The 16,544-nt window shown below is 54.9% G+C and carries 14 protein-coding genes; 4 read left to right on the top strand and 10 right to left on the bottom strand.

Annotation, left to right across the window (positions count from 1 at the left end):
* Positions 1 to 15: 15 nt before the first annotated feature.
* Positions 16 to 1,398 (bottom strand): argininosuccinate lyase, encoded by a 1,383-nt coding sequence (gene argH, locus AB1598_08835; protein ID MEW6145106.1) that lies wholly within the window; start codon positions 1,396 to 1,398, stop codon positions 16 to 18.
* Between the two features lie 111 nt (positions 1,399 to 1,509).
* Positions 1,510 to 1,995, bottom strand: coding sequence for a peroxiredoxin (locus AB1598_08830; GenBank protein MEW6145105.1), 486 nt, complete (start codon positions 1,993 to 1,995; stop codon positions 1,510 to 1,512).
* A 161-nt stretch (positions 1,996 to 2,156) separates the two neighbouring features.
* Here AB1598_08830 and AB1598_08825 point away from each other — a divergent pair, with 161 nt between their 5' ends.
* Positions 2,157 to 2,669 (top strand): nitroreductase family protein, encoded by a 513-nt coding sequence (locus AB1598_08825; protein MEW6145104.1) that lies wholly within the window; start codon positions 2,157 to 2,159, stop codon positions 2,667 to 2,669.
* 48 nt (positions 2,670 to 2,717) lie between these two features.
* Here AB1598_08825 and AB1598_08820 read toward each other — a convergent pair whose 3' ends face one another.
* Genes AB1598_08820 through AB1598_08810 form a run of 3 tightly spaced genes read right to left on the bottom strand, consistent with a single transcriptional unit; the run spans position 2,718 to position 5,932 of the window.
* Positions 2,718 to 3,617, bottom strand: coding sequence for a sucrase ferredoxin (locus AB1598_08820; GenBank protein MEW6145103.1), 900 nt, complete (start codon positions 3,615 to 3,617; stop codon positions 2,718 to 2,720).
* 24 nt (positions 3,618 to 3,641) lie between these two features.
* A complete protein-coding gene (locus AB1598_08815; GenBank protein ID MEW6145102.1) occupies positions 3,642 to 4,799 on the bottom strand; it encodes a thiolase family protein in 1,158 nt (385 codons plus the stop codon).
* Positions 4,796 to 5,932 carry an acyl-CoA dehydrogenase family protein gene (locus AB1598_08810; protein ID MEW6145101.1) on the bottom strand — a complete coding sequence of 379 codons (1,137 nt, stop codon included), beginning with the start codon at positions 5,930 to 5,932 and terminating at the stop codon, positions 4,796 to 4,798. The genes AB1598_08815 and AB1598_08810 overlap by 4 nt, the downstream gene beginning before the upstream one ends.
* Positions 5,933 to 6,025: 93 nt before the next feature.
* Between AB1598_08810 and AB1598_08805 the strand changes: the two genes are divergently transcribed.
* Positions 6,026 to 6,985, top strand: coding sequence for an ROK family protein (locus AB1598_08805; protein ID MEW6145100.1), 960 nt, complete (start codon positions 6,026 to 6,028; stop codon positions 6,983 to 6,985).
* 24 nt (positions 6,986 to 7,009) lie between these two features.
* Here the strand turns inward: AB1598_08805 and tilS are convergent, their stop codons facing one another.
* The 5 genes from tilS to katG all read right to left on the bottom strand — a co-directional run bounded on the left by tilS (position 7,010) and on the right by katG (position 14,244).
* On the bottom strand, positions 7,010 to 8,335 hold the full coding sequence (gene tilS / locus AB1598_08800) for a tRNA lysidine(34) synthetase TilS (protein ID MEW6145099.1): 1,326 nt from the start codon (positions 8,333 to 8,335) through the stop codon (positions 7,010 to 7,012).
* A gap of 10 nt (positions 8,336 to 8,345) precedes the next feature.
* The gene (locus AB1598_08795; GenBank protein ID MEW6145098.1) at positions 8,346 to 9,008 is read right to left on the bottom strand and encodes a DUF502 domain-containing protein; all 663 of its coding nucleotides are present in this window, start codon (positions 9,006 to 9,008) and stop codon (positions 8,346 to 8,348) included.
* Positions 9,009 to 9,011: 3 nt separating this feature from the next.
* Positions 9,012 to 9,296 (bottom strand): integration host factor subunit alpha, encoded by a 285-nt coding sequence (locus AB1598_08790; protein MEW6145097.1) that lies wholly within the window; start codon positions 9,294 to 9,296, stop codon positions 9,012 to 9,014.
* A gap of 24 nt (positions 9,297 to 9,320) precedes the next feature.
* Positions 9,321 to 11,732, bottom strand: a complete 2,412-nt coding sequence (gene pheT, locus AB1598_08785) for a phenylalanine--tRNA ligase subunit beta (GenBank protein ID MEW6145096.1) — start codon at positions 11,730 to 11,732, stop codon at positions 9,321 to 9,323.
* Between the two features lie 259 nt (positions 11,733 to 11,991).
* The gene (gene katG, locus AB1598_08780) at positions 11,992 to 14,244 is read right to left on the bottom strand and encodes a catalase/peroxidase HPI (GenBank protein ID MEW6145095.1); all 2,253 of its coding nucleotides are present in this window, start codon (positions 14,242 to 14,244) and stop codon (positions 11,992 to 11,994) included.
* Between the two features lie 153 nt (positions 14,245 to 14,397).
* Here katG and AB1598_08775 point away from each other — a divergent pair, with 153 nt between their 5' ends.
* Together AB1598_08775 and AB1598_08770 are read left to right on the top strand one after the other, a co-directional pair.
* On the top strand, positions 14,398 to 15,303 hold the full coding sequence (locus tag AB1598_08775; protein ID MEW6145094.1) for a LysR family transcriptional regulator: 906 nt from the start codon (positions 14,398 to 14,400) through the stop codon (positions 15,301 to 15,303).
* 52 nt (positions 15,304 to 15,355) lie between these two features.
* Positions 15,356 to 16,534 (top strand): cysteine desulfurase family protein, encoded by a 1,179-nt coding sequence (locus tag AB1598_08770; GenBank protein ID MEW6145093.1) that lies wholly within the window; start codon positions 15,356 to 15,358, stop codon positions 16,532 to 16,534.
* Positions 16,535 to 16,544: the final 10 nt, after the last annotated feature.

The raw sequence follows: 16,544 nt of genomic DNA, 5'->3' as shown, positions 1-16,544 counted from the left end.
TCCTTCAATTCGGATTCACCATTTCCCCGTCTCTTTCTTCCCCTGCGCTATCATCCTGACGACGTTCTGCCTCGCCGTGCCGCCGAAGGATTTCCTGCCGCTGACCGAGCCTTCGAGCGTGATGTGGTCGAAGAGGTCTTCCTCGAAGAGCTTCGAGAACATCTTGTATTCCGATATGTGGAGGTTGACAAGCTCTCTCCCTTTCTCCTCGGCATAGCCGACTATCCTGCCGGTGACCTCGTGCGATTTCCTGAACGGCATGCCTTTCCGCGTCAGATAATCCGCTATGTCGGTCGCGGTGATAAAGCCCTCTGTAAGGGCCTTTTTCATGTTTTCATGCTTGAATTTAATGTTTTCCAGCATGGCTCTTAAGACATCAAGCGAGGATTTGACGGTGTCTCCCGTATCGAACATCGGCTCCTTGTCCTCCTGCATGTCTCTGTTATATGAGAACGGGAGGCCTTTCATGATCGTGAGTATGGCAACGAGGTTCCCGTAGACCCTGCCGGTCTTGCCGCGTATGAGCTCGGCCATGTCGGGGTTCCTTTTCTGGGGCATGATGCTCGATCCGGTGGTGAACTCGTCCCCGAGATCGACGAAATCGAATTCCTTCGTCGACCAGAGTACGAACTCTTCCGACACCCTGCTCAGGTGCATCATCAGATTGGCCGAAACGGCTATGAACTCGACTATGAAGTCCCTGTCGCTCACGGTGTCTATGCTGTTCTGAGTGACTTTGGGGAAATCGAGGAGCTTCGCGACGAATTCCCTGTCGATCGGGAACGTCGTCCCCGCCCCCGCCCCCGCCCCGAGCGGCATCGCGTTCACCCTTTCGAGACAGTCGAGGTACCTCTCCCTGTCTCTCTTCAGCATCTCGTAGAGGCCCATCAGGTGATGGGAAAGGAGGACGGGCTGTCCCCTCTGGAGGTGGGTGTAGAGAGGGAGCACCGTGTCTATATTTTTCTCTGCGAGCCCGAGGAGGCGCTCCGCTATATCCTTTAAGAGAGCGATTATCTCGTTTATCTCTTTTCTCAGATAAAGCCTCATGTCGAGCGCTATCTGGTCGTTCCTGCTCCTCGCTGTATGTATCTTTCCCCCGGTATCCCCTATCTTTTCGATGAGGCGTTTTTCGATATTCAGGTGAATGTCTTCGTATTCTTCCCTGAAGGGGAACTTGCCCGAGTCGATCTCCTTCTCGATCTGCCTTAGGCCCTTCGTGATCTTTTCGGCTTCGTTTTTGAGAATGATCCCTGTTTCGGCGAGCATGGTCACGTGCGCTATGCTCCCCTCTATGTCCTCTTTGTAAAGCCTCTTGTCGTAGTCTATGGACGCCGAAAACTTCTCTGCGATCTTATGTGTATCCTTCTTGAACCTGCCCCCCCAGGGTTTTTTGAGCACGCTCTCTTTCCTCCGTTAGGTCATTATAATACAGTGCGGCCGTCATTGAATAAACGGATGCAGAAACTATATCATGGAGAGGGGTTTATTATAAGAGTCTGAACCCCCCGTTCAGCCCCGCTGCGGTTTTTTCCTGTCCGGAGACTTCAAGGCTTTTATCGCTTCCTCGACGTGTTTTCTGTAGTCGAGCTGGGATGAGATTATGCGTATCACCACGCCTTCCCCGTCTATTACGTACGTAACCCTGCCGGGGAAGATGCCGAGGGTTCTGGGGACGCCGTAAAGCTCCCTTATTGTCCCCTTTTCATCGCTCAAGAGCCTGAAAGGGAGGTTGTGCCCGGAAGAAAAGTTTTTATGGGATTCGACGGGATCGGAGCTGATACCGAATACCTCCGCGCCGTCTATATTCCGGAATTCGTCGTAGCTGTCCCGGAACGCGCAGGCCTCTTTAGTGCATACTGCCGTATTGTCCTTGGGATAGAAAAATAAGACTACGGGTCTTTTGCCGATGTAGTCCCTAATGTCAACGGTCTCCCCGCTCTCCGAAGGCAGGCTGAACGAAGGGGCCCTGTCGCCGATCTTTACTCCTTCCGACAATTTAAACCCCTCTAACGGTGTTTAGCATAATGATACTCAAGGAATCCGGATTTTGCTCGTACGTTATGGGAGGGAGAATCTTTGCGTCGGTTGGACTAATCTATAATAATAGGATGTGCATAAGTATTCACTGATTCTGTATTATTGGAGGCGACAATAGAATGGACGTGTTCGAGTGTGTGAAGACAGTTAGCTCGATAAGGAGCTACATAAGAAAGCCTGTGCCTGAGAGCGTCGTGAGAGAGGTTATTGAAGCGGGCAGGCTCGCGCCGAGCGCGCACAACGACCAGCCCTGGCAGTTCATTTTGGTGAGGGACAAGGAGAAGCTCGAAGGGCTCGGGAAATACTGCATTAGCGGGAGGTTCGTTTCCGAGGTGGATTTCGCGGTCGTGGTCGTGACGGACCCCTCCTCGAAATGGCATGAGACGGACGGTACACGCGCCGTGCAGAACATGGTGCTCACTGCCTGGAGCCATAAGCTCGGCTCCTGCTGGATAGGGAATATCGACAGGGTGGGGCTAAAGAAATATCTGGGTATACCAAATAATCTTCACGTCCTGACTGTTTTACCGTTCGGATATTTCGACGAAAGACATGCAGGCTCGGTCAAGTCCAGAAAGCCGCCCGCAGTGGTGTTTCATCTGGATACGTTCGGGAACAGGGCGATTAAGTAATTCGGACTCGTTTTACGTCATACGGTCGGCATGGAGAGGCTTCCTTTTTCATTCTTCTCCTATGCCCAGCAGTCTGAATTGAGGCGCGAATGACCTTTCCTTGTCACCGCAGCTCTTGAGTATTCTGAGAGCGCTGTCGAGCCTTCTTAGATTGACCCGGAAAATGTTCCCGCCTTCGCCGGCTAAGAATTCAACGTTTATTCTACCGCTCTCTTCCTTTACGTTATTTAAATAAAAGGCGGATATCTCCCTCACTCCGGTTTCCCTCCTCAGAAAATATTCGGCAGCCTGAACAGGAGCGCTGTAGCAGGAGCGTCCCCTGTAGCTCATGAGCTCTATCCTGCCGTTTTTATATTCGCCGAATATTCGCTCAGCCGTTTTTCCCTCCCTGACGCGCCCGTAATAGAGGCCGTGGGGCAGGCAGACGAATGTGGATGCGAACCTGTGCCCTCCGAGGTGGGTCGATTGCCAGACGTTTTCGCCGTACATGCCCTCAGCCGCTTCCATGTACACGGGCATGCCGAACTTCCCGCAGCACTTGTCGTGCTCCCCGTTCGTGCATATGAGAAATAAGGGTTCTTTCGCCCTCTCTCCGAAAAGCGAATCGATGTCCCGGTCGCAGAGGTCTTCGTATGCGCCGAGTGTAGCCTCATAGAGCACGGAGTCCTTCTCCCTCGAATGCGCCATGAAGAGCTTTATGCCGTCCGGGCTCCGCTTTCGCTTTTTTACAAGCTGGAGGCGAGGGTTCGGGAATGTATCCTGATAACGTTTAAAAGCGGCTTTTACCGTCTCCGGTATATAGCTCTCGCGGAACGCTTCGCCCGACCATCGCCCGTCGTATTCGAGGGCGAGCCAGGTCTCGACAGTCGTCGCGGTCCCGTACATATCCTCATCCGCTCCGAGGGAGTCGAGCGAGCATAAGGTGCCGCGCTTGATCCGTTCACTCAAACTTCATCTCCCTTACCTTGAAATTTATCGGAGTCTTTCGATTATGGTCGCGGTCGCCATGCCGTGCCCTATGCACATCACCTGTAGCCCGAACTGTCCGTCTATGCGCTCGAGCTCGTTAAGCAGCTTCGTCATGAGCACGGCCCCTGTAGCGCCTAATGGATGGCCGTGGGCTATCGCCCCGCCGTTTGGATTTACTCTCGCCATATCGGGCTTGAGCTCCTTCGACCATGCGAGCACGACCGATGCGAACGCCTCGTTGATTTCAATTACGTCGATATCCGGCAAATTGAGCCCTGAACTCAGGAGGGCTTTCATCGTTGCGGGTATGACTTCTATAAGCTGGAGCGTGGGGTCTCCGCCTAAAACCACCCTTGTCCGGATTCTTGCCCGCGGTTTGAAACCGTCGGCGACTGATGTTTCGCGATCGGCGATCAGGAGGAGCGCGGCTCCGTCCGAAATCTGGCTCGAATTGGCTGCCGTAACAACACCCCCGCTTCTGAAGATCGGAGGGAGTGAGGACATTTTTTCGAGGTCGGGCTTAAATCTTATCCCTTCGTCGTAATCGAGAACAAACGGCTTACCCTCCGCGTCTACTCCCGTGACGGGTATGATCTGCTCTTTAAAATAACCTGACCTGGCTGCGTGCGCGGCTCTCAGATGGCTCTGGTAACTGAGCTTGTCGAGCTCTTGTCTGCCGATGCCGTATATTGCCGCTATGCGCTCTGCTGATAGTCCCTGATGAATGAGCTCGTATTTTTCTCCGATCCCGGGATTGAGATTCTCGAAGCCTCCGTTTATGTCGGAGAACATCGGTACGCGTGTCATGGACTCCACTCCGCCCGCAAGCACATACCTGGCGTCGCCCGCGGTTATCGACTGGGAGGCGAAGTGGACAGCCTGCTGGCTCGATCCGCACATGCGGTTGAGCGTAACGGCCGGGACGGACGAGGGGAGGGGTGAAAGCAGCACTGCCAGCCTACTGATATTTGCTCCCTGCTCGCCGTACTGAGTCACGCAGCCCGTGATTACGTCGTCTATCCTCTGCCCTCCTATCCCGGTCCTTTTCAGCATCTCGCCGATGAGCATGGCATATAGCTCATCGGGTCTAATGTTCCTGAGCGCTCCCCGGTTCCTTCCGACAGGCGTGCGTATCGCGTCTATAATAACGGGTTCATTCATTCTCTCGTCAGCTCCTTCGCCATTACTACTCGCTGTATTTCGTTCGTGCCCTCGTATATTTGCAGCACCTTTGCGTCCCTCATCAGCTTCTCGAGCGGATATTCTTCCGAATAGCCGTAGCCCCCGTATATCTGGACTGCTTCTGTCGCCGCCCACATGGCGGTGTCGGAGGCGAAGGTCTTTGCATAGGAGGCTTCGAGCGTGTTCCTCTCTCCCTTAGCCGCCTTCCAGGCGGCGTTATAAGCGAGGAGCCTCGCTGCTTCTGTCCGCATGCCCATCTCCGCTATCTTGAAGCTCACGCCCTGAAAGTCGAGTATAGGCCTGCCGAACGCCTCCCTCTCTCTCGAATAGCTTATGCACTCGTCGAGCGCGCGCTGGGAGACTCCCACGCCGAGTGCGGCGATAAGGGGCCTCGTATGGTCGAATACCTTCATGGCGAGCTTGAACCCTTCGCCTTCTCCACCGAGAAGCGACTCCGGCGGAAGCTCGACGTCATTGAACGTGACCTCGCACGCGTCGCTCGCCCTCTGCCCCATCTTGTGCAATTTCTTCGATACCTCGACTCCCTGCGCGTCCCTGTCGACAATGAAAGCGCTGATCCCCCTGTGTCCGTCATCAAGGGACGTTTTGGCGAATACGACGTAGAAAGCCGCCTCGTTCGCGTTTGATATCCAGGTCTTCTTACCGTTGAGTATGTATTTGTCTTTAAGCCTCCGCGCGCTCGTGTGCATGGAGGCTACATCGGAGCCCGCGTTCGGCTCAGAGACGCAGTATGAACCGAACCCTTCGGAGAGGATACCGAGATACCTTTTCTTCTGCTCCTCCGCGCCCGCAAGCAGTATAGGCTGCGCCGTGAGCGTGTTGATGGCGATACCGCCTACGGCGATGCCAGCGCAGCCCCACGCGAGCTCTTCGGCGACGATTATCATTTCGACCGCCGTAAGCCCCGAGCCGCCGTACACTTCGGGTATGATGACGTTAATGAGTCCCAGTTCCCGCGCCTTGCGCTGAATTTCATGCGGGAACTCCGCAGTCCTGTCGTAGTGAGCTGCAGCAGGGGCGATCTCCTTCCTGGCGAATTCCCTCGCAACACTCCTTATCATCTTCTGTTCTTCGGTGAATTCGAAATCCATCTATTTTTTATTCTCCGTCTTTACACAAACGCTGGTATGGATGATATTTTACAGCATGGATCGGCATATTTTTATACGGACGAGAAACTAGTGATGGGAAAGAAGGTTATAGGAATAGATGTCGGCGGAACGAACTTAAGAGGGGCTGTCGTAAGTGCGGACGGGAAGATACTCAGACGCATGAAGATAGCGTCACAGGCGGATAAGGGTATTGAGGCGGTAATCGATAACCTGGCGAGCCTGATCCGGAGCGTGAGTGAGGGCGAGGACGTATCCGGAGTAGGATTCGGGATACCGGGAATTATCGATTTCAAGACCGGGATAATCACGCAGGCGCCCAATATATCGAACGTGAACAACTACCCAATAAGGGAGAGTCTCCGCAAAAGGCTCGGGGACGGGATCGGGGTGATCATCGAAAACGACGCCAACTGCGCCGCAGTCGGGGAGTGGTGGATGGGGGCCGGCCGCGATGTCGACTCGCTCGTGATGATCACGCTCGGAACAGGGGTCGGCGGCGGGATAGTGTTAGACGGAAAGCTGTGGCGGGGTGCGGACGGCTTCGGCGGAGAGGTCGGTCACATGACGATCTATCCCGGAGGACCTAAATGCAACTGCGGAAATTACGGGTGCCTCGAAGTCTATTCATCGGCGACAGGGATAAGGCGCATGGTAAAAGAGGCGCTCGCCGACCCGGACGCGGAAACGGCGCTCGGGGAACTGGTTAAGGACGAAGATCCGGGAAGAATTCCCGAAGTGGTGATGAAAGCCGCTCAGGAAGGCGACAGGGTTGCGCTCGGCATCTGGGAGCAGTTCGGTATCGCGCTCGGGATAGGGATGGCGAGCCTCGTGAATATACTCAACGTAGAAATGATAGTGATAGGCGGGGGCGTGTCGCAGGCCTGGGAATTGTTTATCGAGAGGGCGCTTGCCGAGCTCAAGCGAAGGGCGCTCAGGGCCCCTGCGGAGAGGGTGAAGGTAATGGAAAGCGTGCTCGGTGACGACGAGGGGATTATAGGCGCTTCCTATCTGGCGCTTAATTCAGGTAAGTGAGCGTGAAACGATCTGCCGGAAGAGTCACGGCATACGGAGGCTCAGCTTTAGCGCTTTGTTTCCTTTCCGCCTTACCTTGAACCTGTCGTCGATCCTCATGCCCCCGACCCAGAAAATCTCTCCTCTGCTCGTGAATATCGGTATCCTGTATCTCTCGAACCGGGGGATTTTCTCGTCCACGAAGAAGTTTTTCAGCTTTTTCTCGCCCTTCATCCCGAGTGGTATGAAGCTGTCCCCGGCCCTGAAGTTCCTTACCTCGATCGGGAACGCTAGCTTGCCTGAGTCGAGATAGACGATGTCTTCCCTCTTTTCCTCGAGCGTCTCGGCCGTCACCTCCACTATATCGACCTCGAACTCGGGGAATCTCCATTTCCCCGGAGAGCCGATGGAATAGGAAAATTTGCGCTCGAGACCTGACCTGGTAGTTACGAGGAACGAATCGTAACCCTTGGCGATTACTATCGTGTCCGGGAATTCCACTTCGCCCGATACTGCGCCCGAGGTTAAATACTCGTCCGCGGAGAGAAGGTGCAGAGATGTAATGTTCCTGAGTCCTTTATTAAGCTCTTCGATTGCGAGTCTCAATATGCCCAGCCTTAGCGCCTGATGGAGCCTTTTGAATTTTCTCAGGTCTACCTTGAGTCCGCGCACGTCCGGTGCGAAGATACGCGCGAAATACCTTTTCGCTTCGCGGTCTATGTAGTCCTCTTCGATCCTCATGAGGTCGGAGGTCCGCGCGAGGGTCTCCCTTATTCTGGGGTTATAGGTCTCGAGCTCGGGAATCAGATCGAGCCTTATCCTGTTTCTCTGTATCTCTCTCAGCTTGTTCGTCGAATCCTCGATCCACCCGACGCCCTTCGATTCAAGGTACTTTTCTATTTCCGCGCGCGCGGTTTCGATAAGCGGCCTTATTATCACGCCCTCCGAGACCGGGGGTATGCCCGAAAGCCCCTTCGCTCCGCTCCCCCTCATGAGCCTCATCAGCACGGTTTCCGCCTGGTCGTCGAGCGTATGGGCTGTCGCTATCTTGTCCGCTCCGAATTTCCTTCGCGTTTTCTCGAAGAATTCGTAGCGGAGTATCCGCGCCGCCTCTTCCGGAGATAGTTTTTTTTCTTTTTTGTAACCCGGCGCGTCGGCCTTGCCGAGCGCGAATTTAAGGCCGAGGGACTCGGCCGTTCGTTTCACAAATACCGCGTCCCGCTCGGCTTCCCTGCCCCTGATGCCGTGATTCAGATGTGCGACGATCAGTTCCGCTTTGTATTCCTTTAGCTCTAGGAGGGAATGAAGGAGCCCTATCGAGTCGGCGCCTCCCGAAACCCCGACGACAACTCTGTCTCCGGGATCGAGCATCTTGTACTTGTTAATTGTTGTTTTTACCCGGGAGAGCATTTTCGATGATGTTTGCCGCAAGTCCGCCTGACATTATTATCTTGATAGCGTCCTCTATGGAGATAGAAAGCTCGGTTATTTCCTCTTCGGGAAGCATGATGTAGTAGCCGCTCGTCGGATTAGGAGTCGTGGGGACGAAGACGCTAATGAGTTTTTTGCCTGACTGGTTTTGCTGCTGCCCATGCTCGAGCGTTCCGGTTATGAACCCGATCGAGTATATGCCCTTTCTCGGAAACTCAAAAAGGGCTACCCTCTTCAGGTTTTTCATGCCGGTGCCTATAAACAGAGTCTCGATTACCTGTTTGGTCGCGAGGTATATGGTCCTTGCTAAAGGTATTTTCGATATGATAGCTTCCCCGAAGCTGACTAGCTTCCCTCCGACTATGTTTCTCGCTATTGCGCCGATCAGGAGCACTATCAGCAAGGTGCCGATAAGACTGATTAGAAACGTAACTACTTCAACGATGCCGGGGAGGTCGGCGAGCAATCCTCCTATCAGCTTGGGTGCAGAGTTCACAAACTCCACAATCCATCTGCCGATCGTGTATAAGATGAATAGAGTAAGCCCGAACGGAACGGTGATAAGGATACCGGCTATAATGTTTTGCCTGAAGAAACTATAGATCTGCCTCATTCATCAAGCTGTCTGCTTGTCGATGGCGTCGCGGAGAAACCTGCTGGGTTTGAATACGACAGCGCGTCTCTCGGCGATCTCTATCGTTTCGCCGGTGGCGGGGTTCCTTCCTTTCCTGGCTTTCCTGCTCTGTACGCGGAAGCTGCCGAACCTGGGAAGCTTTATGCCCTCGCCCCTGCTTAGCTTCTCTTTTGCCACCTCGAAGAAAAACTCGACTATTTCCGCAGACTCCCTCTTGGAGAGTCCGATCTTGGTATGTATAACATCAGCGAGTTCTTTTTTCGTCATGATGTTTCTTACCCCTCCTGTTTATTATATTGTACGCAAATCGGCCCCGAGAGCCAATTGAAGTTTTTTAATTGTCTTATCCTGTACTTTATTTATTTCTTCCTCCGTGAGGGTCTTGTCATGAGCCCTCAGATGCAATGAAACCGCGACACTTTTTTTTCCTTTTTCCACCGGGCTTCCCGTAAACACGTCGAACACCAGGGCGTCCTCGATAAGCTTTGAATCTAGCCTCCTGATCTCTTCCAGAATACTGCTCGCGGGCGTTTCCTCGTCGACGATCAGCGCTATGTCCCTTCTTACGGAGGGGAACCTGGGGAGCGGCGTGAACGCTTTTTTCGTTTCGCTGAATTTCAGGGTTATCTTGTCCAGATCGAGTTCCATTACATAGAGGCTTTTCGGGATTTCGAGCCTGTCTCTCAGGTCCGGGTGCAGCTCGCCTATAAAACCGCACTCGCTGTCCCCGGCCGATATCGCTGCGGATTTGCCCGGGTGGAGGAATCCGGTTTCCGTTGCCCGGCGGAATTCGACTATCCCCGAGATCGACAGGGCGTCGAACCCCTTATCGAGCATGCTTTTAAAATCGTAGAAGTCGAATTCCTCCTTGTCCCAGAGTTCCGGCTGTCTTCTTCCGGTTGCAGCCGCGGCCAATTTAGTTATTTCTACGGGGAGCTCGCCTTTCCCCGACGGTATGAATATTTTCCCGATTTCGAACAGTCTCACGTTCTGCTCCTGCCTGTTCAGGTTGAGCACGCAGTTTCTTATGAGACCGGGCAGCAGGCTCGTCCTCATTACGGCTCCCTCGCTCGAGAGCGGGTTCAGTATCCTGAGCGCTTCGGTCTTTCCGAAAAGCGTGAGTATCTCGTAGTCTTCGAAGCTGAAGTTTATCGCTTCGGAGAACCCTCCCGAGACGAATATCTCCTTGAACCTCCTCTCGACTTTTTTAGCGGGGTCTACCCCCTCCGATTTCATTATTACGGGCGGGAGCGTGCTGGGAATGCCGCCGTAGCCGTGATGCCTAGCGACTTCCTCGATCAGGTCGATTTCCCTCGCGACGTCTACCCTCCACGTGGGGATGCGGAATACGATCTCCCCGTTCGATGACGCAGCACTTTCGAAACCGAGCCCTTCCGATATCCGCCTGATCTCCCCCGCGTCGATGCCGGTGCCGAGGATCGAATTGACGCGCTTGAGAGTAAGACTTACAGTCCTTGGCTCTATTCTTACCGGGTATTCGTCTATTCTGCCTTTTGCGGCTTCTCCTCCGGACAATTCCCTGATTAGCTCGGCCGCCCTGTCGAGCGCCTTCGTCACCCCGTTCGGATCTACCCCCCTCTCGAACCTGTATGAGGATTCCGACTTGAGCCCGGTCTTTCTCGACGTTTTTCTTACTGTGGTCGGGTCGAAGTACGCGCTTTCGAGGAGAATGTTCGTCGTGCCGTCCGACACCTCCGTGTTCGCCCCGCCCATCACGCCCGCAAGCGCGACCGGCCGTTTGCCGTCGCATATGAGCAGGTCTTCCGGCGTGAGCTTCCTCTCGACTCCGTCGAGGGTCGTTAAAACCTCACCTTCGCCCGCTGCCCTGACGATTATTTTTTTCCCTTCGATTAGGTCGTAGTCGAATGAGTGGAGCGGCTGGCCTAGCTCCAGAAGCACGTAGTTCGTCACGTCAACGACGTTGTTTATCGACCTCACGCCCGAGGATTCGAGCCTCGACTTGAGCCACGCGGGAGAAGGGCCGATTTTCACGTTCATTATCACCCGGCAGGAATATCTCGGGCACTTTTGGCTGTCGAGGAGTTCCACTTTCACGAGCTGATTTATATCGCCGCCCGATTCGGTGACGGCAAAGCCGGGGTATTTTAATTCCTTTCCAAGTAATGCGGCCGCCTCCCTCGCAATGCCGACCACGCTCAAACAGTCGGGGCGGTTCGGCGTGACGTTGATCCCGAATACGACGTCGTTAAGTCCCATCTCGTCTATAAGTCTCGCTCCCGGTTTCGCTGAGGCGGGTAAGATCATTATTCCGTCGCTCTCTTCTCCCAGGCCGAGCTCGTTCTCGGCGCAGAGCATCCCTTCCGACACTTCGCCCCTGATCTTGGCTTTCCTGATCGTCATGCCTTCGGGGAATTTCGGTCCGGGCGGGAGGCTGGTGCCGATTTTTGCGAGCGCGACCTTGTCTCCGGGCTTCATGTTGTTCGCCCCGCAAACTATGGCGTAGCTGTGTTCTCCGTCCGTGACATCGCAGAGGGAGAGCTTCGTCGCATCGGGATGAGGCTTCATTCCGAGGATTTGCGCTACGACCACGTTCTCGAGACCTTTCCCGCGGTACTCGACCGACTCCACCTCGAGCCCCGCCATCGTGAGCTTGTCAGCAAGCTCTTCCGGAGTGATCCCGAAGTCGACGTATTCCCTCAGCCAGTTAACCGTGATTATCATATGTATGACCCACCAAAATTTAATAATTACATATTCTTAGAGCCGGGTCAATACTTTACGTATTTCTGAATTGCGGCATTTTCCGCTCGTTCGGCGTCGCCCGGTTTACTGAAAGGAGGAGGGATTTGAAATATGACAAAAAAAACGGTGATGAACACTCCCGGGTAGAGGGTTCATCACCGCGACTCATTTATCGAAACCATGTTAGACCGATTATTTCCGGCCGACCGTCATATTTGAGGTTAAGGCGCTTCCGTAATCAGGCCATGTCGAAGCGGTCGAGATTCATCACCTTGGTCCACGCCGCCACAAAGTCATGCATAAACAGCTCCTGAGAATCCTCACATGCGTAGACCTCGGCGATAGCCCGGAGCTCCGAGTTCGAGCCGAAGATGAGATCGACTCGTGTGCCGGTCCACTTGAGCTCGCCTGTCCTGCGGTCACGGCCTTCAAACAGTTCTCCGGTATCGGATGTCGCTTTCCATGTCGTGCCCAGATCGAGCAGGTTGACGAAGTAGTCATTGGTCAGCGCCTCAGGGCGTTTAGTGAAGACGCCGTGCCGGGACTGATCGAAGTTGGTGTTAAGCACGCGCAGGCCGCCAATTAGAACCGTCATCTCTGGGGCGGTCAGCGTGAGGAGCTGCGCCCGGTCGACCAGCATCTCCTCCGCCCGCAGCGCGAATCCGGACAGGTAGTTGCGGAATCCGTCCGCAGCCGGCTCGAGGTAGGCGAAGGATTCGACGTCTGTCTGCTCCTGCGACGCGTCGGCGCGTCCGGGCGTAAAGGGAACTGTTACTTTATGACCGGCGTTCCTCGCCGACTGTTCGATGCCTGCGCATCCGCCGAGAACGATCAAATCTGCGAGTGAAACCATCTTGCCCCCGGTCTCTCGGGCGTTGAACTCTTTCTGTATGCCTTCGAGCGTCTCCAGCACTTTCGCTAACTGGGCCGGATTGTTTACTTCCCAATCCTTCTGCGGCGCGAGGCGAATGCGCGCGCCGTTCGCGCCCCCGCGTTTATCGGAGCCGCGGAACGTCGATGCCGACGCCCAGGCGGTCGATACCAGCTGGGACACGGACAGGCCCGAGGCGAGGATTTTAGCCTTAAGCGCGGCGATGTCCTTATTGTCGATCAGTTTATGCGTAACATCCGGGATAGGGTCCTGCCAGATGAGCTCTTCCTCAGGCACCTCCGGGCCGAGCAAGCGCGCGCGCGGACCCATATCGCGGTGCGTTAGCTTGTACCATGCCCGTGCGAAGGCGTCCGCGAACTCGTCCGGGTTCTCGTAAAAGCGTCTCGAAATCGGCTCATATACAGGGTCCATCCGCAAGGAAAGGTCCGTCGTAAGCATGAACGGCGCGTGGCTCTTTTTCGGGTCGTGCGCATCGGGCACCGTGCCGGCGCCCGCTCCGTTCTTCGGCTTCCACTGATGCGCGCCCGCAGGGCTCTTCGTCAGCTCCCATTCGTAACCGAACAGGTTCTCGAAATAGTTGCTGCTCCACTTGGTAGGGGTTGTGGTCCATGCGCCCTCGAGTCCGCTTGTAATGGTGTCGTCTCCGTTGCCGCTGCCGAACTTGTTTTTCCACCCTAGTCCCTGCTCCTCGATGCCCGCGGCAGCGGGTTCGGGACCGACATATTTCTGCGGATCGGCGGCTCCATGGGTTTTGCCGAACGTGTGTCCGCCGGCAATGAGCGCTACGGTCTCTTCGTCATTCATAGCCATGCGGCCGAAGGTCTCGCGGATGTCGCGGGCCGCAGCGATGGGATCGGGATTTCCGTTCGGTCCTTCGGGGTTCACGTAGATTAGGCCCATCTGAACGGCGCCCAAGGGATTCTCGAGCTCCCTGTCGCCTGAGTAACGCTTGTCTCCAAGCCACTCGGCTTCAGAGCCCCAGTATATATCTTCCTCGGGCTCCCAAATATCCTCGCGTCCCCCGGCGAAACCGAATGTCTTTAAGCCCATGGATTCGAGGGCGCAGTTGCCGGCCAGGATCATCAGGTCGGCCCAGGAAATTTTTCTGCCGTATTTCTGCTTGACCGGCCAGAGCAGCAGGCGCGCCTTATCGAGGTTAGCATTGTCGGGCCAGCTGTTGAGCGGCGCAAAGCGCTGGCTTCCGGAGCCCCCGCCGCCGCGGCCGTCAGTGATGCGGTAAGTTCCCGCGCTGTGCCACGCCATCCGGATGAAGAGCGGCCCGTAGTGACCGTAGTCGGCCGGCCACCACTCCTGGGACGTGGTCATAAGATCGAAGATGTCTTTCTTCACTGCATCCAGATCGAGGGTCTTGAACTCACGGGCGTAGTTGAACTCGGCGCCCATGGGATTGGATAAAGAAGAGTGTTGGCGCAGGATGTTCAGCCTCAACATATTCGGCCACCAGTCCCGGTTTGAAGTGCCGCCCCCGGCGCCGTGCTTCGGCATTCCGCCCGTGAACGGGCACTTGCTTTCACCGTCAGTAATAATCTTTCCCTTAGTACTGTCATGTGACGTTGTAAGTGTACTTTTATCACTCATTTTTTTGTTACCTCCTGTTTGGTTGTCTCCTTGCATTAATATTATTAATCGGACGAGCTATAGACGTCAAATATGAATTATCTATAATATCTATAGGTAATGACTATGGATATTCAGTCTCAGACTGTATAGTTTGCGTGAGGGCGTCTCGATATGGAGCTTCATCAGCTTAGATACTTTGTCGCGGTCGCGGAGACGGGCGGTTTCAGCAAGGCTGCCGGGATGTGCTTTGTCGCTCAGCCCTCTCTAAGCCAGCAGATAAAAAAGCTTGAGCAGGAGCTCGGTCAGAAGCTCTTCGAAAGGCTCGGCAGAAACACCGTTCTCACTGAAGCGGGGAGGGCGCTCCTCCCGAGGGCGAGGCTCATACTAAGGGAAGCGGGAGACATAAAGTCCGGGATTACTGAGGAGCTAAGCTCGGGCAAGGGGCAGCTTTCCGTAGGGCTTATACCGACGATTGCGCCTTACATTCTTCCGGGCGTCCTCAAAAGGTTTCATGAATCCTTTCCCGGGGCCCAAATCTCAGTAAACGAAAACCTCACGGAAAGACTGATCAAAAGCCTGATCGGGCTCGAGATAGAGCTCGCCGTGATGAGCCTCCCTATCGAAGAGAGACTGATAAGGACGGAGCCTCTTTTCGAAGACCCCCTAATACTCGCCATATCGCCATTTCACGAGCTTGCGGGATCGGAGGACGTGACGATTGAGGATCTGAAGGGTATCCCGTTCATCGCTCTCGACGAGGAGCATTGCCTCGGCGAGCAGATAAACAATTTCTGCTACGAGAGGCAGATAAACCCGGATATAGTCTGCCGCACGTGGAACCTGTCGACTATACAGCACTGCGTCTCCTTCGGGAGCGGGGTGTCGCTCGTGCCTAAGATGCTCGTCATGACGGATGCCTCCAACAGGTGCGTTTACAGGCCGATCAGGGGCCAGTCCCCCAGGCGTACGGTGGTCGCGGCGTGGCACAGGGACAGGAAGCCCTCGAAACTCGCTTTGGAATTCATCCGGATCGTAAAAGACGAGTATGAATGCCTTCTCGGCACCCAAACCCAGTGAGTCCGAATTACGAATTATCCCGCTCTAATGTAAACTTAATGTCCTGAGCGCGATGAAAAAAATATATCTCGATTACAACGCTACTACACCTCTCGACCCGCGCGTGCTTGAAGCGATGATGCCCTATCTCGGGGACGGCTTCGGGAACCCTTCGAGCATTCATTCGTTCGGCATGAAGGGGAAGGGTGCGCTCGACCGCGCGAGGGAGCAGTTGGCAGGGCTTATAGGGGCGAGCCCGCGGGAGATATTCTTCACTTCGGGCGGGAGCGAGAGCAACAATTTCGCGATAAAGGGAGCGGCTTACGGCTTAAAGGAAAAGGGGAGCCATCTCGTTACGACGGCTGTAGAGCACGAGTCGGTGCTCGAGACGTTCAGGTTCCTCGAGCGTGACGGGTTCAGGGTCACTTATCTGGGCGTGGACTCTTCCGGAATTATCGACTTCGACGAGTTAAGCGACTCCATTTCCGACGACACGTTATTGGTATCATGCATATTCGCCAACAACGAAACGGGAGCGGTCATGCCCGTCAATGAAGTCGCCCGCATAGTAAAAGAAAAGGGGGCTATATTCCATACGGACGCCGTGCAGGCGGCGGGAAAGATAGATATAGACGTGAAACAGATTCCCGCCGATATCCTGACCATATCCGCTCACAAGTTCTACGGCCCCAAGGGCGCGGGCGCGCTTTACGTGAGGGACGGAATTAATAAGAAGATTCCGCTCCGCCCTCTTATACACGGCGGAGGACAGGAAAGGGGCGCGCGTTCGGGCACGGAGAACGTGCCTGCAATTGCGGGCATGGGCATGGCCGCTCAAATCGCTCTCCGCGAGATGAAGGAAGATGAAATGAGGATAAAGCCGCTCAGGGACGGGCTTTGGGAAAGGCTCTCGTCTATTATAGGCGGCGTGAAACTGAACGGCGATATAGACAGGATTCTCTGGAATACCCTAAATGTGTTTATAGACGGCGTGAGCGGCGATTCGCTCTCGATGGCGCTTGACCTTGAAGGCGTTGCGGTATCGACGGGCTCCGCGTGCTCGGAAGGCAAGGTAGACCCCTCTCATGTGCTCACGGCGATGGGCCTCTCACGGGCGGAAGCCGCGTCATCGGTGAGATTCAGCTTGGGAAGGTTTACGGGAGAAGAGGATATAGAGAGCGCGGCCGAAATTATCCCGAGAGCGGTCGAGAGGATAAGAAAAACCCGCGGCAGGAATTCCGCGGCGATTTAAGAGCGCAGAA

It is taken from the genome of Thermodesulfobacteriota bacterium (genome assembly GCA_040754335.1).
GTDB lineage: Bacteria > Desulfobacterota_D > UBA1144 > Nemesobacterales > UBA2774 > 2-12-FULL-53-21.
The sequence above is the reverse complement of the archived record's forward strand: the minus strand, read 5'-3'. Positions and strand labels throughout refer to the sequence as shown.